The sequence below is a fragment of the Enterobacter sp. EGD-HP1 genome, from assembly GCF_000733275.2.
Taxonomy (GTDB): domain Bacteria; phylum Pseudomonadota; class Gammaproteobacteria; order Enterobacterales; family Enterobacteriaceae; genus Enterobacter.
The window spans coordinates 273,710-292,838 of sequence record NZ_AVOP01000001.1 but is presented as its reverse complement, the minus strand read 5'-3'; the positions used below and the strand labels follow the sequence as shown (position 1 = coordinate 292,838).

Genomic DNA, 19,129 nt, shown 5'->3' with positions numbered 1-19,129 from the left:
TTATAAAGGAGCAACAACTGATTTTCAGTTTTTTAATAAGTCTAACGCGAACTGACGTTCTTCTGGCTTGAGTCGGTCAATCAGGAATTTGACCAGCTTGTTACCGGTCAACCCGCTCGGGCTGAGAGTGTGAGAAAACGAGGCGTTAAAAACAAACGTGTGGCCGCATTCAACTTCGGTGCAAGCGCAGTATAAATCCGCCAGTTTTTTGTCTTTCCAGTCAGATTTACGAATGATGGCCGGTTGACCGCATTCAGGACATTTAATTTTAAAAACTCGCATGTTCACCACCCCGCACGCCATTGCTAACAATGGGGATGATTTTAAACTAATTACGTTCATTTTTCGCCCTTATCGGCGGTAATTACCGGCAATTCAACGTCAAAATTTAGGTGTAAGCGCGGCGGGATTTCTGGGTCATTGTTAACCCCATTCATAAATTTACGCTGTAACGGGATAACTTCGTCTTTCCGGTAAGTCGTGCGGGCAGTTTCAGGGTTACCCATTACCGCGCCGTTCGTCGGGATGATACCTGCCAGCCCAGCCGGGAAGCGGTGCGCGGTAAAGATATCCTGCGCGGTGATCCCTTTGATGTTCTGGAATTCATCCTTTGCGCTGACTTCACCCACCGGCAGGATTTTGACCCCGTCCGGGTCGCCTTTCGGGATGTTGATAAACATGTTGCGAAAGTTGCCCAGCCCTTTGGACTGCGCAATCTTGTCTTTGATTTCGTTTTCCATTTCCAGCGTTAAATTTGGGTCGCTGGTATACAGAATAAAGCCCATATGCGCACCGTTGTTGTAGTAGCGGCGGCGGAAGATGGTCGCTTCGCTGTTAAGTAAAACGGAATGGATCCCGCCGATATAATCCGGCAGGCCATAGACCTGCTGACGCGGGTCATACATTTTAAAGAAGACAATGTCTTCCGGGTCATAAATCAGCGCTGGCCCTTCCTGGAGAACGGCGAACGTTCCGTCTTTACGGCAGCGCAGATAAAGCGACGGCAGCGGCAGCAGGTCGATCACCTCCCCGAATACGTTACGAATTTTCAGGATTGCGACGTCGCCAAACAGCAGATAATCAAATACCGCTTGTTCTACCTGGTCAGGCGTCAGGCCGCCGCCGATATAGCCACCGGCAACCATGTTGCGCCGCGCATACAATACGCCACCATGCTGGCCGTTAAGGTTTGGCAACTGAGCCAGCGCCAGCCGGTCAATCGGGAGCCGCCAGTGATCCGCCTCGTTGTCATACCAGATATTGTGATAATCGGTGCCGGTCGTAAGGATGGGTTCCGGTTCACCGAAGGTAATCACGCTGCCGCGCCCCGGCGAGAACGTTTCAACGTTGTTGCCGGTCGTTCCCCTGAATTTTTTCGCTTTACGATGTTTCTTTGTCGTCATGCTGCATTCCCAAAAGCCCAGGTCGATGGGCGGTCAAATTCGTGATCGATAGGTTCGTTTATTACGGCGTGCGAGATAGCAAAGAAAACATCCGCGTGGCCGGTTGCGTCGGAACGTTCAGCAACGAACGTTAACGCGTTGCCGCTGTTAGTTGTGGTGCGCCGGATTGCCATAAACGACGCGGGGATTTCGACGCGCTCTTTGTTGGTTTCGTCTATGGCGTCTTTTGCCCATTCGATGCGCTTACGTTCCACGACGTCGATCATCTTCATTACCAGGCGGTTTTTACTTTCGACGCTGTAAAGAATGGCGTTCGCTTCGCGCGGGGCAAACTTGCTGACCAGGTCATACACCCCTTTCCCGATGCCGGTTGTGTCGATCCCGATGTAGGTAATATTAAAGCGGCGCATAAGCTGGCGTATCTGGTCAGCCTGCCAGCTAAAGTTAAAGCCCTGCCATTGCCAGCAGGCCAGCACGCGGAAGCGTTCGCCGTCGTGAATGGGGGGCGCAATTATCACAAAAGTGGAGTTGTCACCGGAGCGCGACGGGTCGAAGCCCGCCCACACTTCGCGGTTGCCAAATGGCCGCGCGGCGGTCGGGTCATAATCGCCCCAGGTTGCCCGGTCCACTTCGCAGCCGACCAGCGTCGAAAATTTGAAGACCGCGTCTTTGCTGTCAACGAACTGGCACATGTAAAGCATGGCGAACGCGGTCGGGTTGTACTTGTTGCGGAGCCGCTCAATATCGACGAGCGCGCCCAGCCCGCCTTTGATGGCGTCTTCCATCGTGATGATGTATCGCCAGATCCCGTCCGGGCAGATGATGCCCTGGCGCATGGCGTTTTCTTTTGGAAACTCAATCCCTTTGCGCTTCGGATCGTCACCGCGCCATTCTTCGCCAGTCCATACCGGGTAGGCCTGGTGCGTCTTCGCGCTGGGCGTTGAAAAGTAGGTCGTTCTGTATTTGTTGTGCGTTGCCATTGCGCTGGCAACTTCGTGCAGGCGCGTGAATTTCGGGATCCAGAAGACTTCATCACCATACAGGTGGCCGTTAAAGCCCTGCGCGGTGCTGGCGTTCGTGGACAGAAAGCGCAGGATTGCGCCGTTGCTGAGGCGGATATTTTTGCCGGTCAGCGTGATGCCGAAATGGTTCTGAGCAATCTGGACTATGTATTCGCGGAAGATTTCAGACTGTGCACGGGATGCGGAGAAAAAGACCTGGTTATCACCGCTGATTACCGCGTCTTCAAAGGCTTCCCATGCAAAGTAGTAGGTCATGCCAACCTGGCGGCTTTTCAGGATAAAGCGCCAGTCTTCGCCTTTATGCTCGCGGCAATGTAGCTGATATTCGAAAAGATGTTCCCGCGCCCAGGTGTCGAGCATTTCAGGCGTCAGCCCGGAAACGTCGTTTTTCTTATACCGGCGCTTTCCTTCTCTTTCCCCAGGTTCCCCGCCTGCGCTGCTGAGGCAGTAACCTTCACCGTCATAGGATGCTTTTTTGGCCTGAATTTCGGCCAGTTTTTCGGCGTGCTTATTGCGCTGCGCCATAAGCTTGACGTGATGGGCAATCAGATCGCGGAGTTCTTCCAGTTCCAGCGCCGTTTTTTTCTCGCGGCGGGAAAGCTGGTCAATGCGGCGTGCGATGACATTTTCCACTGATTCGACGGGCAGCAGTGATGCCCACTCCCCGACGTCAGCCCAGTGGTATATGGTGCGCGGCGGAATATTCAATTCCTGCGCAATATCTTTCGGCGTCCAGCTTTTAATGTAAAGCGTGCGGGCCGCTTCTTTTAATTCATCGGAATATTTAGCCATGAGGCTATTATGACGGGATTATTTGACCAGCCTGATAATTAAATATCGGCAAAAAGTGGTTATCCATTTATAACCGAATGCATAAGAAATAAAGCGGTCGCGACATTCTATTTAATTGGCAATACTGACCATCACAAACGAATTGTATTATTCATTTCATTATTAAAGGTCAGTTATGACGCAACCCAGTTATCGAACTGATTGGCTATGCATTGCCACATCCGGGCAGGCCGTGGACGGTCGCACCATTGAAGCGCAATGGTTAATTGACGCTGCGGAAACCTATTCCCGCAAAACCTACACGGCAATGATTTGGCCGCATCATCCGCAATACGATATTGGCGAGCGTGAATTTACCTGCAACCTGGGCGAAGTGGATGCGCTAAAAGTTGAGACGGAAGGTGATGTCACCAAACTATATGCCCAGTTAATCCCTAACCAGTTCTTAATTGATGCCAACCGCATGGGGCAAAAGCTTTTTACGTCTGCCGAATTTGTCACTGATTTTGCAGGTAGCGGACGGGAATATCTTTTCGGGCTGGCCGTTACGGATATTCCGGCAAGTCTGGGAACTGAAAAGCTTAAATTTATTCTGGCTGGAGAAGAAAAGGACGCGGAACGCGGAAGCCTGGAAACATTCAGCCTGGGAAATTTGCAGAAAAGTAAAAAAGATTCTTTCTGGTCGCGACTGTTTTCGGCCAGCAAAGATTTTACGCCAACACCAGAACCTAACACCGACAAGCCCAATGAGGGCGAGGAACAGAAAATGGAAGAGTTAAAAGCCCTCATCCAGCAACTGCTGGATTTAGTCAAAAGCGGCAAAGAGGCCGCTAACGGCGACGCTGATAACGTCGACACGCCAGAACAGGCCGCCGACGAAGTGGCAGATATCGCCGCTGATATCGCCGAAGCTGCGGCAGAAGTTGCCGATCTTGCCGAGGAAGTGGCAGAGAACCCAGAAGACGAAGTCAAAGCGGCGGAGTTCAGCGTTGCAAAAGCCAACCTGGCTAAAGCAATGAAAGCGTTCAACGTGACCCCGTCCAAACGCCCGCGCCGCAGCCGTCGCCGTGAGTTTTCAGCGCGTCGCCAGTCAGGCGGTAACCAGATGGACACGCTGACCACGCAACTGACTACCGTCCTGACGAAGCTGTCAGCGATGGAAAACGGCAGCACGCAGCGCCCGAATAATGCGCCAGGCGGCAGCAACAAGCCGTTTGACTTCTGTTAATCAATTTTCTTTCCAGGGATAAAACGAAATGCAATTAACCCCAAAAGCAGAGCAGATGTTGCGTAAGTACGCCGCAGGCCTGGCGAAAGCCAACGGCCAGGTGGACACTTCGCGATACTTCTCGCTGACCAACCCGAAAGAAACTCAGTTGCGCAATGCGCTGCTGGAAAGCTCTGAATTCCTGCGCCTGCTGCCTAACGTGCTGGATGTGAACCAGATCACCGGACAGGTGGTAACTACCGGCCAGAAAGGTATTTATACAGGCCGTAAAAAAGACGGGCGTTTCTCGCGCGTACTGGGTGTGGAGGGTAACGAGTACAAACTGGTAGAAACAGATTCCGGTTCGTATCTGCCTTACTCCCTGCTTGTTGTCTGGGCTAATGCGGGCAGTGAGGAAGAATTCTTCCAGCGCATCCAGGCTTTCAGCAATGAATCATTCGCACTGGATATGCTGCGCGTGGCGTTTAACGGTACAAGCGTTGCCGAAGATACCGACCCGGAAGCCAACCCGAACGGTGAAGACGTTAACATCGGCTGGCACAAAATTGTAAAGGACCGTACACCCGAGCAAATAGTCACCGGCGACGTCACTATCGGCGGTGCAAATGCTGATTTTATGGGGCTGGACGCGGCGGTCACCGATCTGGTGCATAGCTGCATTTATGAGCCTTATCGCAATGACCCGCGTCTGGTTGTGCTGGCATCCGCTGACCTTATCGGCGCAGACGTCACCACGCTGATGAATAAGATTGATCGCCCGACTGAAAAAGTTGCGGCGCAGTTGATTGGTCGCCAGATCGCTGGCCGCACGGTGTACACCCCGCCATTCATGCCGGAAGGTCGCCTGATCGTCACCACGCTGGATAACCTGCATATCTACACCCAGCAGGGAACCCGCAAGCGCAAGGCCGAATGGAACGACGACCGCAAGCGCTTTGAAAATAACTACCTGCGTATGGAAGGGTACGCCGTCGAGCATGACGAGCTTTACGCCGCATACGACAAAATTACCCTGGCAACCGACGCGCCAGCTTCAGGCGGGGGCGAATAATCATGGCTCTTTCCCTGTGTCAGCGACACCGCGCACGCATTAAGACCGCAAAGACGCTGGATAAACGCGAAGCCCTGGCGTCGTCGCCGGTCAGCTTCCACCTGCAAATGCTGGAACTGGCAAAAGATGTTGAGCAACTCCGCAGCCTGCCGCGCACCGAAGACCGCATCGAATTTAAACGCGATGTGTTGTTGCCGCGCTGGATGCCGACCGTTGAGTCCTATCTTGCCGGTGATGCCCGCTTCGCAAATCCGGCCCTGGTCTACTGCGTGATCTGGTTGTTCGACACGGGGGAAATGAGCCAGGCGCTTGACTGGGCCGACGTGGCTATCACTGAAAACCAGGCGATGCCGGAAAACTTCAAAAGTACCATGCCCGCCTTTGTGGCCGATACGGTGCTGGAGTGGGCAACGAGCCAGGCGGAAGCCGGTCAAAGCATCGAGCCGTATTTCAGCCGCACGTTTGAAAACATCCGCGAAAAGTGGCGTTTGCACGAAGACATTAACGCGAAATGGTTCAAGTTCGCGGGGCTTTACCTGCTGCGCGACGAACGGGGCCGACCGCGTGCCACTGCCGTGGATGATGTGGAAACGCTTGAACAGGCCGATGCCCTGCTGGCCCAGGCGCACGCCTTTAACAATAACTCTGGCGTCAGGACCGCACGCGACAAGATTCGCGCCCGGATTAACAGCCTGACAAAGCAATAACGACTCCCGCAAGCCGGGACGGGCGCGGGGGAGGCATCAACCCTTTTGGGTTGTTGGCTATGGATCCCGTTAGCCCGTTTCTTTTGCAAACAAGGTGTAAACCATGAGTGGTCCAAGTTTCAGCATTAGCGGCAAGCCGTTAACGGTGACGCCAACTGTGATCACCAATGGCGTGACGTTCTGGCCTGATCTGGATCTGGCTGAATTTCAGACGTCGCGCACCCTGCCCGCAGACCTGCCGCCAGACACCGCAGGCGTTGCCCTGCTGGCCGCCATAGCGGAGGTAAACACGACGCTGGCCGACGTGGTGGCCTACTGGAACGGGAAAGGATGCGAGCGGGCCGCCGATGTACCGGGCGCAAAGCTGGGAGACGAAAACCAGTTAACAGCCCAGTACAAAAAAGCAGTTTATGCGCGGGCAAAAGCCGATTTGCTGGGCGAGTTCGCCACCATCGGGCGACGTGAGTCGCACCCGGGTCAGGAAAGCCTGGACACCCGCGCCAATCTGCTGGCCGAAGCGGCCAACGTGATGCGCAACATGCTGCAACAGCCACGCGTGGGGGTGCATCTGATATGAGCCAGCTTGAAAGCCTGACGGCGTTTATCACGGCGAATTTGCAGCCCGACGCCATGCAGATGTTTTCCAGTTCAATGGACGATTGCGAACTGGTCCGCAGCGCCAAAGCGCTGGGGAACAATCAACGCCGCATCGGTGTGCTGACGTATAACGCTCGTTTGTCGTGGGATAACTTCCCGTTTCGCAAATATTCACCGGGGCTGATTTATGCCCTGGTGCTGGCCTGGGTGGATGAACATGCCAACGAGCTGCGCGACGAACTGAAATTACCCGATCCCACAGTGGACCCGGAGTTCGACGACGAAGGAAGCTGCATTCTTGATGTGGTGGTCGGGCTGGCTGATCCGGTGATTATCCGAGAAGTGGAAGACGGTCCGATCCCGTTCAGGGGCAAAGCGTGGGACATCGTCAACCCGGAAATCTGGGTCGCGGAGGAAGCGGAATTCATTGTCCAGCATGGTGATGCGTCGTGATCCGTGGGGAGTTAAACCAGCAACAGCTAAAGCAAATGCGCGAAGCGCTGGCAAAAGCTGACCTGCCACCACGGAAGCGCCAGCGCCTTTTGTGGCGTGTCGCAAAGCTGGGAATTATTGCGGCTGCCAAACGTCACCAGCGCCAGCAGGCGGCCCCGGACGGCACGCCGTGGGAACCGCGTAAGCGCGGCAAAGGGAAGATGTTAAAGGGATTGCCCAAGCTGCTGGCCGTCCGGGAAATGCCGGAAATTCAGGGCGTCAGGGTTTATCTCAAAGGCGGTAATTATCGCAACGGAAATAAGCCCGTCGCGGCGGGTCTGGTCGGTGCGGTCCAGCAGGACGGTGCGCGGATCCAGATGAAAGCCAGTAACGCCCCGCGTAAACCGCAGGCGAATCAGCCAGCGCTGCCACGCCAGGCAAAGCGACTGCGGGCGCTGGGGTACAAGGTACGCAAGGGCAAGCGCTGGGTGAAGCCGTCCAGCAAACAAATCATGGAAACCATGAGCATGGCGCAGGCCGGGCTGGTTATCCGCAAGCTGAAAGGCACACCGGCCAAACGCACATGGACCATAGACATACCGGGCCGCGTTTTTCTGGGTGTCAGTAACGACGAATTTAACCAAATCATAGCGCGGCAAATGCAGGCAATCGGCTTCGGCTGGGACGTCAACGCGCAGGATATCAGGGGGTAAAAATGACGTGGCCGAATGTCACAGTTAGTCAGAAAAACCGCTACAACGGCACGACGAACGATATCGAACGCGTTGTCCTGTATGTCGGTTACGGTGACACCAACACCGACAAAACCCAGGCGGTCAACACCGGCACCGATCTGGATAAGGCGCTGGGTGATACCGACAGCCTGTTAAAGCGGATTGTGGCCGCAGCCGCCAATAACGCCGGTCAGAACTGGTTTGCTTATGTGCATGTCATGCCTGAGCCAGATCCAGACGATGCAGGCAACAAAGTCGATGATGCATGGATGAAAGCCGTCACGGATGCCCAGTCAGTGGCATCCGTTGAAGGGGTTGTCCTGGCGTTTGATGTCACTGAAAAAGCGACAATCAACCGCGCTACAGAAATGCGGACGACCTTACAGACTAAGTTCGGGCGCTTTGTCTGGTTCGTGCTGTCTGTGGGTGGCACGGAGGAAGACGAATCATGGGCGGATTACCAGACTCGCATGGCTGCGCTTGAAAACGGTATCGCGTCGCCCGGCGTCCAGCTTGTGCCGCGACTGTGGGGCAACGAACCGGGTGTCCTGGCCGGTCGCCTGTGTAACCGTTCGGTGACCGTCGCCGACAGTCCGGCCCGTGTGGCAACCGGCGCGGTCACTGCTCTGGGCAGTGACGACCTGCCGAAAGATGGGACCGGGCAAGAAATTGATCTGGCCGTCTTGCAGGGATTGCAGGCGAACCGCTACAGCGTGCCGATGTGGTATCACGACTATGACGGGATTTACTGGTCAGACGGTCGCACGCTGGATGTTGAGGGCGGCGATTATCAGGTCATTGAAAACGTCCGCGTAGTGGATAAGGCATCCCGCCGCGTCCGCTTACGCGCCATTCCAAAAATCGCAGATCGCTCGCTTAACAGCACACCGGGCAGCATTGCGGCGCATGAAACCTATTTCGGCAAGCCGCTGCGCGAAATGTCGATTTCCTCGCAGATTAACGGCGTGGAATTCCCCGGTGAAGTGAAACCGCCAAAAGACGGCGACGTCACTATCACCTGGACCAGTAGCGTTGCGGTGCAGATTTATTTGATTGTCCGCCCGTATGAGAGCGCGAAGGAAATCGGCGTCAGCATCGAACTGGATACATCACTGGAGAATCAGGCATGAGCGGAGAACGCATTAGCGGCGGATCGTTCGATGTGAACTATGACGGCGTCATGATTCACGTCGAAAACGCAACCGTCACCATTACGGATAACAGCGCCGTGGCGCAAACGCGTGGCGTTCCGAACGGCCACACAAAGGGATCGGTGTCGGCGGATGTGGAAATCGAAGTCGATTCCCAGAATTTTAAAAAATTCACCGCCGTGGCCCGCGCTGCCGGTTCGTGGCGCGGCATCCCCGCTAAGGACTTTTTGTTCTATGCGAACGCCGGAGACGACGAAGAAAAAATCGAGGTGTTTGGATGCGTTCCCGCGCTGTCTGACATCGTCAACATCAACCCAAACGAGGCCAGCAAAACCACGAAGAAAATTAAATTCATGGTGACCAGCCCCGACTTTGTGGCGATTGACGGCGTTCCGTACCTGTCAGCCCGCGACACCCGCGATCTGAAAGGTTAACAAGATGCCAAATGGAGAAACATCACTGCTGGCAAAGCTGCTGCTGATCGGGGCCGTGATCGGACTGGGGCAACTGATGGTCAGTAACGACCCGATTACAGTTCGCCAGTTGGCGGGTCGAATGATTCTGGGGGCTGCGGTGTCCCCGCTTGCCGCAATCCCGCTGCTGAAATTTCCCGATATGCCGGAACTGGTTGTCGTGGGCATTGCCTGCGCCCTGGGCATCCTGGGGAGCGCCTTTATCGAGGCCGTTTTAAAGCGCCTCGCGGAATACTGGATTAAACGATGGGGAAGCAAACGCCATGAAACTGAGTGAAAAACAACAGCTTTTCACCGTGATGATCGCAAATCTGATCCACTTCGCGGAGGAAAAAGGCTACCGCCTGACGTTTGGCGAGGCGTACCGCACGCCTGAGCAGGCCGCGCTAAATGCCAAAAAAGGCAGCGGCATTGCAAACAGCCTGCATACCCAGCGCCTGGCCGTGGATTTCAACCTGTTTATCAATGGGGTGTACCAGACCGACAGCGCCGCCTATCGCCCGCTGGGCGAATACTGGGAATCCATCGGCGGTTCATGGGGTGGCCGTTTCAGTAAGCCGGACGGCAATCATTTTTCCCTTGAGCATAACGGGGTGCGCTGATGCGTAATTTGCTGGGGTTGCTGCTGGTCCTGATTGCTGCCATGTCAGCAGGGTGGCAGGCGCACGACTGGCACGACGCAAAGCTAAAGCTGGCCGCCAACGAATCGGCAGAGCAAACCCGCCTGATTGTCGCAGAAGTGACGCGGCAGTCCGGTGAAGCGCTGGAAGCAAAAATCGCGGAGCTAAAAGGTAATGAGATCCACACGGAACGGGAAATTCGCACCGAAATCATCAAGCCGGTATTTAGCAACGTTTGCGCTTCTGATGATTACGTCCGGTTGTTCAACGAAAGTGCAGATCGCGCCGAGCGAGCATTATCAGGAAAACCAGCTAACGCTTTGCCCGGTGAATCTGCCCAGACTGGCGGGCCCAACCGGTAACGACTTTGACGCGGCGTTAACTGCCTATCGGCAGATATACACCGATTGCGCCGCGCGACATAACGCCCTGGTGGGCATCATTCGACAACGTAAGGATTTAACAAAATGAGCAAGTCTGATTCTAAAAAAATTGCCCTGGCCGTTGCGGGCGTCAGCCTGAGCTTTGAGCCAAACAAAACCGCTTACAACAACCTGATTAACGAAATGACCATGACCAACAAGGTTGCGCCGATGGTCACCTATCTGGGCCGCATTGTTGATGCCGAATCCAAAGAGGCATTAAACAAGCTGATGGAAGATTACCCAGGCTGTGAAATGCAGATCGTCGAGAAGGTTAATGAGATTTACTCGCCGAAGCTTGAGATCGAAGTAAAAAACTAGCGGCGCGGGTGGCGGCCATTCGCACGAACGGGCTGGAGCAATATCTTGCCCTTCGTCGCTACTACCTCCCGCATGAACCTGACGACGAAGAAAGCATCGCCCGCGCCCTGTGGCTGGACGAGTATTTCGCCAAAACCAGGGCGAATAAAACGGCGGAAGGTATCGCCATTGCACTAAACGGAAGCTGATATGAGTCACCTGGATTTTACGCTGAGCCTGATTGATAAGCTGACGCGGCCACTAAAAACGGCCCAGTCTTCGCTGACTGGCTTTGCCGAAGAATCGCAGGCGTCTTTTGCAAAGATCGGCATCGGTGCGGCGGCTGTCTGGGGTGTTGCCCAGTCCATCGCGGGCGTGGTGGGCCCCGCGTATGAAATGAATGCGGCGCTTTCCGAAGTGGGCGCCAAAGGCGTGGCAGAAGACACGCTGAAAAGGCTGTCCAGCGAAGCCCTGAAATTCAGCATGCGCTACGGTAAAAGCGCGGTTGATGTGGTGAATTCCAGCTATGCGATGAAAGGCGCAATGTCCGGCCTGAGCGATGCAGATCTGCCACGCGTGACAGTGGCGGCCAACACCCTGGCGGCAGGCGTAAAAGCCAGCGGCGAGGAAGCGGGCGAATATATCGGCGCGATGGCATCCCGTTTCAACGCGGAACTGTCCAGCCTGGGGCATGTGAAATTTGCCGAAGAACTGGCCGGTAAAACGGCCTACATGGTGCAAAACTTCGGCGTGAAAATGCAGACCATGCAGGAGCTTATCGAGGGCACCAAAAACGCCGGTGCTGACTTCGGCGTCAGCATGGATGAACAGTTCGCGGTGCTGGGTACGCTTTCGCGCACCCTGGGCACGGAATCCAGCGGCATTTACGAGCAGTTTTTGCGAAGCGCACCGGCAGCGGCTGAAAAGCTGGGTATGAGTTTTGTTGATGCCACCGGCAAAATGCTGCCAATGGGCGACATCCTGCAAAAGTTGCAGGACAAATACGGGGCCAGCATTGAAGGGAACGTCAAAGCCCAGCAGGCGCTGGACGCGGCCTTCGGCGGCGGTGCTGATGTCATTAAAAAACTGTACGGCCAGCAGAATGATTTAAATCGCAGCATCACAGAACTGGGGCGCAATGACGGCATGAAACGCGCCCAGGAAATGGCCGAACGTATGGCGAAGCCGTGGGAACGGATCGTCGCGACGTTTTACGCGATGCGCGTCGCGCTGGGTAATACGCTGATCCCTATCCTTACGCCGATGATGAACCGTGTCGCCGACGTGGGGGCAAAATTTGCCCGCTGGCTGGAGATGTTCCCCAACATCGCCCGCTGGCTGGGTTATATCACCCTGGGCGTGTTGTCCTTCGGGCTGGCGGGTGCGGCAACCAATATTGTAATGGGCATTTTTGGGTTCACGATGGTGGGCCTGAGCGCTATCGCCAAAGTGCTGGGCGGAGCATGGAAAGCCCTGTTATGGACCCTTAACTTGCTGCGCCCGTCATTGCTGACAACCCGCATCGGGCTGGCCGCGCTGTGGATCCAGTCAAGGCTGTTAGCCCTGTGGACCGGCGTTTGTCGTGTAGCGCTGGCTGCCTGGAATGTCGTGTTAAAAGCCGGTGCGGTTGCCATGCGCATTTATGGCGTGGCGACCATGTTTGCCGGTGTGGCCATGCAACTGCTGACCAGTCCGATCACCCTGATTATCGCCGCCCTGGCATTGCTGGCGCTGGGTGTCTGGTATGTCGTGAATCACTGGGAGGAGCTGAAAGCGGCGGTAATGAATACCGAGGCTTTTGCATGGGTGATGGATGTTGCCGGTCAGGTGGGCCAGGTCTTTTCTGACGTCTGGAAATCCATCACTGACGGCTGGGATTCTGTGGTTGCGTTCTTCGCCGGTCTTTCACCCCTCGCCACGTTTGAAGGATTCGCGGACACCATCGGCGGTGTATTCAGCAAGCTTTTTGATGTCCTTAAAAGTTCGTTTGCATCCACCTATAACTGGATTGCGGAAAAGCTAAACAAAATCCCCGGCGTCAATATCGATCTCAAGTCGGTTTCGCCGCCAGCCGGGGCGACGGTTCCGGCCCCCGCTGTTATTCCTGATGGTGCTGCAAGTCCACCGAAGCTAAACGGCCCGTCCTTGCTGACGGGTAACACGGTCAATGCAGACATCCCGCGCGGCGGCCTGATGGGGCAGGTTAAAACAGACAGTAAAACCGTTGTGGATAGCCGCAAGACGTGGGGCGACACCTATATCAACGCCCCGAATGGAATCACCCCGGCCCAGTTGGCCGAATGGCAGGAGCTTAACGCCGGATGAGTACCGAACCGTTATACATCGACCTTTTGATCACCGACGGCGATTTCACGCTGGACAGTGGCAACGAGCCGCAGCGGTGCAATAACCGCGACAGCATAGCCCAGGACATCATCCACAGTATTCTGGAAAGCGGCATCACCACGCGGTTGATCGGTGAACGAAGCCCGACCATGCGCGGCGACGCGCTGACCCAGCTTTCGCTGCTGGTTGAAAGTGACGAACGTCTGGTCCCTGGCACGATTGTGATCACAGAGGAAAGCATCACGCGGCTGTATGTCACCGCCGAAACCTACGATTTCGGCAGTGTTGGCACGGAGGTGAATTATGACTGAGAAACCGGAAGTTGATTTCGAAAAAGTCCTGAGTGACAGCGGGATGCCAACGACGGAAGCGGAAATCACAGCCGTGTTTAAAGAGACGGTAAAGGCGGAAGGATTTATTACCAATACTTCCCGCATGTCACCGTTCTGGCGTCTGATTTCGAAAATAGTCACCACACCCGTGCTGTGGTTGCAGGCTGCGCTAATCAATGTCGTCCTGCGAAACATGTTTGTGGCAACCGCCACGGGTGCAATGCTGCGCTTGCTCGCCTGGGCGGTGAACATCACCCCGAAACCGGCAAGCGCTGCCGCAGGGGTGATCCGCTTTTACAAAACAAATCCTTCGGACGTTGTGATCGTGCCTGCCGGTACGTTGATTCAGACGGAGCGTATTAACGGCGTGATCTATGTGCTGGCCGTCAACGAAGACGCGACACTGGGGGCGGGTCTTGAAAGCGGTCTGGTTCCCGTTACCGCGACCGACACCGGCAGCGGTTACAACCTTGCGCCGGGATATTTTCGTATTTTGCCCGTGGCCGTTGCAGGTATCGCCAGCGCAGTGAATGAGGAAGACTGGTTGATCACACCAGGCGCAGACGAGGAAAGCGACGACGAGTTACGCGACAGAACGCGCAACCAGTTCAACCTGGTGGGCAATTACCACACCGATGCCATATACCGCAGCATGATTGCGGGTGTTGTGGGATTGAGCATTGATCGCATCTTCTTTTTGCATGACGCCCCGCGCGGACCGGGAACCGCAAATGCCTACCTGCTACTGGATAGCGGGGAAACGTCGCAGCCCTTTATTGATGCGGTTAACGATTACGTTAACTCCCAGGGCCACCACGGCCACGGCGATGATTTGCAGTGTTTCGCGATGCCGGAAACGACCCACGCGCTGGCGGTAAAGGTCTATGTGGAAAGCAAAGAAAATATGGAGCCGGAAGAACTGAGCCTGTTAGAAAGCGGGGTTTCAGATTTGATCCGGTGCGCATTTAGGGAAAACGCCAATTACGACGTTAAAAAGACGTGGCCTTATTCGCGTTATTCCTTTTCGAACCTGGGCCGGGAGATTCACAAAGCATTCCCGGTCATAGATTCACTGAGTTTTTCACTGACAGATATTGTCAGCGAATTATCGGTCCCGCGCCTGGCTTCCTTAACAGTGGAGATCCTCAATGACTGAGTTTGCCAGACTGCTGGCCGGGTTGAAGCTGCCGTCATGGATGGACCGTGGCGACCCCGCGCGGCTGCTGCGCGCCTGTGTGAAATTCTGGTTGCAGGTTTACGAGTGGATAACCTGGCCGTTGAGGCAATTCGACCCGCTGACCTGCGTCGAGCCAGTATTAAACCTGATCGCATGGGAACGTGACATCACCCGCTTTAAAGGTGAACCGTTAAGCCTGTTTCGCAAACGTGTCAGCTACGCCTTTATCAATGCGCAGCAGGCTGGCGAGGTGGCGGGGTTTATCGCCATTTTTGAGCGGCTGGGGATCGGGTATGTCGAACTACTGGAACGCCAGGAGGGGATGGACTGGGACGTGATTACCGTCCGCGTCACTGACAGTCAGATAGCGGATAACAGCGATCTCCTGCTGGAGATTATCCGAAAATACGGTCGAACCTGCCGCCGTTATCAGTTTGAAGTGATCACCGCCCTGCCGCTGCATATCAATGCTGGCTGGTATCAGGGTGATTATGTTTGCTGGCCTGCGACCCTGGGCGATGTGCAAAACGAGTTAAGCGCGACATATAGCGCAAGGTTGGAGTAAAGGAATTATGGCTCAGACAGTCATTACAAAAGCGTTTACCGAATGGAAAGCCCAGCAGGCAATTGATAATCAGCCGGTCAATCTGGATGAATTTATTTTTGCCTATATTCCCGATCTGGATGTGACAAAGCCGGTTGAGAATACAGAGGGGTTACCACCTGCCGATAAAATTGTCCATCGGCAGGCGGTGAGCAAATCAGGTGTGGTTAATGCGGATTCCGTTGTGTATTCCGTCACTCTGGGCGCGGACGTCGGCGACTTTAATTTCAACTGGATCGGGCTGGCGAACAAAGCGACCGGCACGCTGGCGATGATTATTCACGCCCCGATCCAAAGTAAAATTAAGAACGCCAGCGGGCAACAGGGTAACGTCCTGGTTCGTTCCATGCTCATGGAGTATAGCGGGGCTGAGTCGGCAACCAATATCACCACGCCAGCAGAAACATGGCAGATTGACTTTACCGCACGACTGGCGGCAATGGACGAACGCCAACGACTGGAGAATATCGATCTTTATGGCGCTGCGGCGTTCTTTGGTGCGGGTTACCTGGTATCAAAAAACGGGTCACAGTATTTCGTTACCCAGGGCGTGGGCTATGTCGCCGGGTTGCGCTCAGTGCTGGCCGCAAACCAGAACATCACCGTATCAACGACGCCGGTTAAAGTCTGGCTGGATGTTGCATGGTCTGGCACGCTGACCAGCGAATGGAAGGTCAAGAGTAAAATCACCGTTGCGGCCAGCCTGGCGGACTATGCCGAAAGCGGCGTCCAGCATCACGTCTTTGTCCTGGCGAGCATTGACGCCAGCGGTAATATTACGGACCTGCGACCAAAAGGCACGCTGGATGAACAGGCCGCCAGCGACGCCCTGGCAAAGCATGAAAAATCACGTAATCACCCCGATGCGACTACATCAGAAAAAGGTTTTACACAATTAAGTAGCGAAACCGGCAGTGATTCAGAGTCTAGGGCCGCGACGCCAAAAGCGGTAAAAGCGGTCAATGACGATTTGCAGAAAGTGAAAAAATCGCTTGGAACCGCTGCGGAGGCCGACGTAGTAACGTCAGAGAAGGACGCGACCCAGGGGCGCATCCCTACGGTTGGGTGGATGGGGTTAGGTGCGGTTTCCGGGGTGAGCTTTACCGATGCCAACATCCCTGACTTTAACTGTACTTTCCGAATGAATGCCCAGGGGATTCATGGGCCGGTTGCGGGTGCGCCTTCAAATATTCATCAATTCCAGTATGACGCCAACGCAGGCCAGCAAATCGGATATCGTGCAGGCATGGCAAATGCCCCGATGTATCACCGTTCTAAAGCCAATGGGGTATGGGGTAACTGGCAACAGGTATTTGATACCGCGAATCCGCCAGCACCAGAACAGGTTGGAGCAGTTGACAAAACCGGCGACACGATGACAGGTAGGCTTATCGTAAACTTTGATGGTGAGGCTATCAGGTTAAAGCCCAAAACTGCGGGTTATGCCAGTTACTTAATTTCTGTTGATTCGGCTAATGTAAATCACTGGTATGTAGGAGCAGGCTCAACAAATAATGCTGATGTCGTTTTCAATAATTATAAGGCCGGAAATAACAATATTAATCTGAAGAGCGACGGCTCGATAAATATCAACGCCACAAACGGAAAAAATGTCAATATTGCAGGTCAGGTAATTCCATCAACTTATGTGAATTTCGACGGGCGCTTTTACACAAAAACATTAGCAGATAGCACATTCCAGCCAAAAGGCAACTACACCCCTGCTGGGGAGGCTTACACAAAAGCAGAATCGAATGCACGATTTATTCAGGGTTGGAGGCTTGGTGCAATTTCTCAGGCTGATAATGGGAATAATGATAACCTTTTTGCAAACGCCCCAAACGGCGCGGTTGTTGTGAGCGTTCAGCAAAAGACTAACTTCACGGCGGTAAAATACCGTTACGCACAATACAACCTTAATGGGACTTGGTATAACGCAGGAGTGGCATCATGAAGACAACTGGTATTTTTAAAATTTACAAACCAGATAACATTCAGCTTGAAAAGGATGCGGAAATTATCAGGGAAAATACCGGAATGGATATTATTTTTCTTCGTGATCCTAATGGGGAGCTATGGCATGAAGCGCAATACCTCTTTGACAAAGATACATTAAAAATTGCGTTTGATGAAAATGATGTCATTGTCATGCTGTCAGAAGACGCAACCTTTTTAAATCCGGTAAACTGTGCTGTAGCAGAAGTTAAAAAAGATAATGTGCCTGCGGGTGTTGATGAATCTCAAACGTGGATGTACCGGGATGGGGAAATAATTCCGAGAATATATACACAGGATGAGTTTATCGCTCAGGCCGAGGCCATGAAGCAACAGCTTATGGCAGATACATCCTCTATTATCGCCCCTCTGCAAGATGCCGTTGATATTGGTGAGGCTACTGATGCTGAAGTTTCATCATTGCATGGGTGGAAAAAATACCGGGTACTGCTGAATCGCGTTGATATCAGCAAAGCGCCGGATATTGAATGGCCGGAGCTTCCCGAAGATGTGGCGTGATTCAGTTATCAAAATTGCCGACGATATGGCGGGGTTGAGTTGCTCAATCATTCCGGCGCATCCGTGGGTTTATGGTCTGGGTCAGTCGGCAGATTCAGGGGGGTATCTGAGTCCGGCTAATGCCCTGGGCTATCTGGCGGGGAAGCTGGCAACCAGCAGCGGGAGCGGTGACATTATCGTGATGATGATTGCCGAAAATACCCATGATGGTTTTATGAAAGCCCTCAACGGGCTTGCCATGGTATTTCCTGCGCCCGCATTTACCCAGGTTAGCCGCATGGCGGCTGCGGCGGCCGAACTGAGCACGGTTAAAATGCAACTGCCGTCGAAATCCAGTTCGCTGCCGGTCGCCGCGCCGCTGTCCGTCGCGACAAACCGCCTTGCGGTGAACGCGCAGCGGGTTGCCGCCGCGCAGCTAGCTGCCGCTGTCAGCACGACAACCGAAGGGCTGAAAAAACAAATTGCTGAATTCGTCCAGGCGCGTGCTGGCCTGCTTTCTTCGGTTAGCCAGTCTCTTGAAGACCTGAAAGGGGCCCGCGCGAAAGCCTGGTCATTCAGTTATACCGGCAATCACAGAATGGCGGCTATTGAATTACTAAAAGACATACCGCAGGCAACCGCCGTGCATACAGCGGCAATGATGTTTATCGGTGATTCGCTTGCAGATTTGGGGAAGATGATAAATGAGCCAGACCGCACTACTCGCGCTTAATGGTGAAGGGATCGCGATGCAAAACATGCTGGTTTCCCCTTCAATGCAGTTTCAGGAAAAAGACCAGTCAGGCCAGACATCGAGCACGACCAATTCCGAACAGGGCATCAAAGCCAAAGAATTGCGCGTGTCGGGCCTGGTGACATTTGACGACGAGGCAGTTTTACAGCGCCTTTTCCAGTTGGCATCCGCTACAGAGGCCAGCGGAGCCTTAAAGACTTATCGCGTCGCCAATGCCACGGCAACCGCAATCAACTTCCGCGAAGCCACCTTTACCGGTCAGATTGATGCCGTTCCCCAGGAAGACCGCCTCGCCTGGCAGGTCAGTTTCACGCTGCGGGAAAAAAACAGCGTGCCGGAAAAACGCCAGGCACGAAAAGGCAACGCAACCGCCAGCACGAAGCAAACAGGCGCGGGGGGTAAAGGTGGCGCAGCGGCAGACGAACCAGCCGACAAAATGAGCTGGTTTGAAGAAAAAGTCCTGAAACCCGTTAATGATGCGCTGGGGTAAA

General features: G+C 54.3%; 24 protein-coding genes. 21 read left to right on the top strand and 3 right to left on the bottom strand.

The features are described from left to right. Positions 1-24: 24 nt before the first annotated feature. From N037_RS01430 to N037_RS01420, 3 genes are read right to left on the bottom strand one after another with little or no spacing between them, the layout of a single operon-like run. Positions 25-282, bottom strand: a complete 258-nt coding sequence (locus N037_RS01430; RefSeq protein WP_072163863.1) for an ogr/Delta-like zinc finger family protein — start codon at positions 280-282, stop codon at positions 25-27. A gap of 56 nt (positions 283-338) precedes the next feature. Next, positions 339-1,403 carry a phage portal protein gene (locus tag N037_RS01425; protein ID WP_032638434.1) on the bottom strand — a complete coding sequence of 355 codons (1,065 nt, stop codon included), beginning with the start codon at positions 1,401-1,403 and terminating at the stop codon, positions 339-341. Then, positions 1,400-3,217: a terminase large subunit domain-containing protein gene (locus N037_RS01420; RefSeq protein ID WP_032638432.1), complete on the bottom strand. Its 1,818-nt coding sequence runs from the start codon at positions 3,215-3,217 to the stop codon at positions 1,400-1,402. Before N037_RS01420 ends, N037_RS01425 begins: the two co-directional genes overlap by 4 nt. A 175-nt stretch (positions 3,218-3,392) precedes the next feature. On the opposite strand from N037_RS01420, the gene N037_RS01415 reads away from it, so the two are divergent. From N037_RS01415 to N037_RS01315, 21 genes are all read left to right on the top strand, one after another. Beyond that, complete coding sequence (locus tag N037_RS01415) at positions 3,393-4,445, top strand: GPO family capsid scaffolding protein (protein WP_050511205.1); 1,053 nt, start codon at positions 3,393-3,395, stop codon at positions 4,443-4,445. Between the two features lie 28 nt (positions 4,446-4,473). Further along, positions 4,474-5,496, top strand: a complete 1,023-nt coding sequence (locus N037_RS01410; RefSeq protein ID WP_032638430.1) for a phage major capsid protein, P2 family — start codon at positions 4,474-4,476, stop codon at positions 5,494-5,496. Positions 5,497-5,498: 2 nt separating this feature from the next. Next, positions 5,499-6,203, top strand: a complete 705-nt coding sequence (gene gpM / locus N037_RS01405) for a phage terminase small subunit (RefSeq protein WP_032638428.1) — start codon at positions 5,499-5,501, stop codon at positions 6,201-6,203. Between the two features lie 103 nt (positions 6,204-6,306). Next, the gene (locus N037_RS01400; RefSeq protein ID WP_032638426.1) at positions 6,307-6,780 is read left to right on the top strand and encodes a head completion/stabilization protein; all 474 of its coding nucleotides are present in this window, start codon (positions 6,307-6,309) and stop codon (positions 6,778-6,780) included. Continuing rightward, positions 6,777-7,253: a phage tail protein gene (locus N037_RS01395; protein WP_032638424.1), complete on the top strand. Its 477-nt coding sequence runs from the start codon at positions 6,777-6,779 to the stop codon at positions 7,251-7,253. Before N037_RS01400 ends, N037_RS01395 begins: the two co-directional genes overlap by 4 nt. A gap of 35 nt (positions 7,254-7,288) precedes the next feature. After that, complete coding sequence (locus N037_RS01390; RefSeq protein ID WP_047368752.1) at positions 7,289-7,945, top strand: hypothetical protein; 657 nt, start codon at positions 7,289-7,291, stop codon at positions 7,943-7,945. Positions 7,946-7,947: 2 nt separating this feature from the next. Continuing rightward, complete coding sequence (locus tag N037_RS01385) at positions 7,948-9,096, top strand: DUF2586 domain-containing protein (RefSeq protein WP_032638421.1); 1,149 nt, start codon at positions 7,948-7,950, stop codon at positions 9,094-9,096. Beyond that, positions 9,093-9,551, top strand: a complete 459-nt coding sequence (locus tag N037_RS01380; protein WP_032638419.1) for a phage protein — start codon at positions 9,093-9,095, stop codon at positions 9,549-9,551. Before N037_RS01385 ends, N037_RS01380 begins: the two co-directional genes overlap by 4 nt. 4 nt (positions 9,552-9,555) lie before the next feature. Next, on the top strand, positions 9,556-9,867 hold the full coding sequence (locus N037_RS01375; RefSeq protein WP_032638417.1) for a holin: 312 nt from the start codon (positions 9,556-9,558) through the stop codon (positions 9,865-9,867). Then, complete coding sequence (locus N037_RS01370; protein ID WP_032638415.1) at positions 9,854-10,192, top strand: M15 family metallopeptidase; 339 nt, start codon at positions 9,854-9,856, stop codon at positions 10,190-10,192. The genes N037_RS01375 and N037_RS01370 overlap by 14 nt, the downstream gene beginning before the upstream one ends. Beyond that, the gene (locus tag N037_RS01365; protein ID WP_032638414.1) at positions 10,192-10,572 is read left to right on the top strand and encodes a hypothetical protein; all 381 of its coding nucleotides are present in this window, start codon (positions 10,192-10,194) and stop codon (positions 10,570-10,572) included. Before N037_RS01370 ends, N037_RS01365 begins: the two co-directional genes overlap by 1 nt. Positions 10,573-10,677: 105 nt before the next feature. Beyond that, on the top strand, positions 10,678-10,953 hold the full coding sequence (locus N037_RS01360; RefSeq protein ID WP_032638410.1) for a putative phage tail assembly chaperone: 276 nt from the start codon (positions 10,678-10,680) through the stop codon (positions 10,951-10,953). A gap of 8 nt (positions 10,954-10,961) precedes the next feature. Further along, positions 10,962-11,141: a DUF6890 family protein gene (locus tag N037_RS01355; protein ID WP_032638407.1), complete on the top strand. Its 180-nt coding sequence runs from the start codon at positions 10,962-10,964 to the stop codon at positions 11,139-11,141. A 1-nt stretch (position 11,142) separates the two neighbouring features. Beyond that, positions 11,143-13,257: a phage tail tape measure protein gene (locus N037_RS01350; protein WP_032638405.1), complete on the top strand. Its 2,115-nt coding sequence runs from the start codon at positions 11,143-11,145 to the stop codon at positions 13,255-13,257. Continuing rightward, positions 13,254-13,589: a DUF2590 family protein gene (locus N037_RS01345; RefSeq protein ID WP_032638403.1), complete on the top strand. Its 336-nt coding sequence runs from the start codon at positions 13,254-13,256 to the stop codon at positions 13,587-13,589. Before N037_RS01350 ends, N037_RS01345 begins: the two co-directional genes overlap by 4 nt. Beyond that, positions 13,582-14,766, top strand: a complete 1,185-nt coding sequence (locus N037_RS01340) for a baseplate J/gp47 family protein (protein WP_032638401.1) — start codon at positions 13,582-13,584, stop codon at positions 14,764-14,766. The genes N037_RS01345 and N037_RS01340 overlap by 8 nt, the downstream gene beginning before the upstream one ends. After that, positions 14,759-15,352 (top strand): phage tail protein, encoded by a 594-nt coding sequence (locus N037_RS01335; RefSeq protein ID WP_032638399.1) that lies wholly within the window; start codon positions 14,759-14,761, stop codon positions 15,350-15,352. Before N037_RS01340 ends, N037_RS01335 begins: the two co-directional genes overlap by 8 nt. A 7-nt stretch (positions 15,353-15,359) precedes the next feature. Continuing rightward, positions 15,360-17,345, top strand: a complete 1,986-nt coding sequence (locus N037_RS24530; protein WP_082440876.1) for a phage tail-collar fiber domain-containing protein — start codon at positions 15,360-15,362, stop codon at positions 17,343-17,345. After that, positions 17,342-17,905: a tail fiber assembly protein gene (locus N037_RS01325; RefSeq protein ID WP_032638397.1), complete on the top strand. Its 564-nt coding sequence runs from the start codon at positions 17,342-17,344 to the stop codon at positions 17,903-17,905. The genes N037_RS24530 and N037_RS01325 overlap by 4 nt, the downstream gene beginning before the upstream one ends. Beyond that, on the top strand, positions 17,895-18,617 hold the full coding sequence (locus N037_RS01320; protein WP_032638395.1) for a hypothetical protein: 723 nt from the start codon (positions 17,895-17,897) through the stop codon (positions 18,615-18,617). Before N037_RS01325 ends, N037_RS01320 begins: the two co-directional genes overlap by 11 nt. Then, complete coding sequence (locus N037_RS01315) at positions 18,589-19,128, top strand: baseplate complex protein (RefSeq protein ID WP_032638393.1); 540 nt, start codon at positions 18,589-18,591, stop codon at positions 19,126-19,128. The genes N037_RS01320 and N037_RS01315 overlap by 29 nt, the downstream gene beginning before the upstream one ends. Position 19,129: the final 1 nt, after the last annotated feature.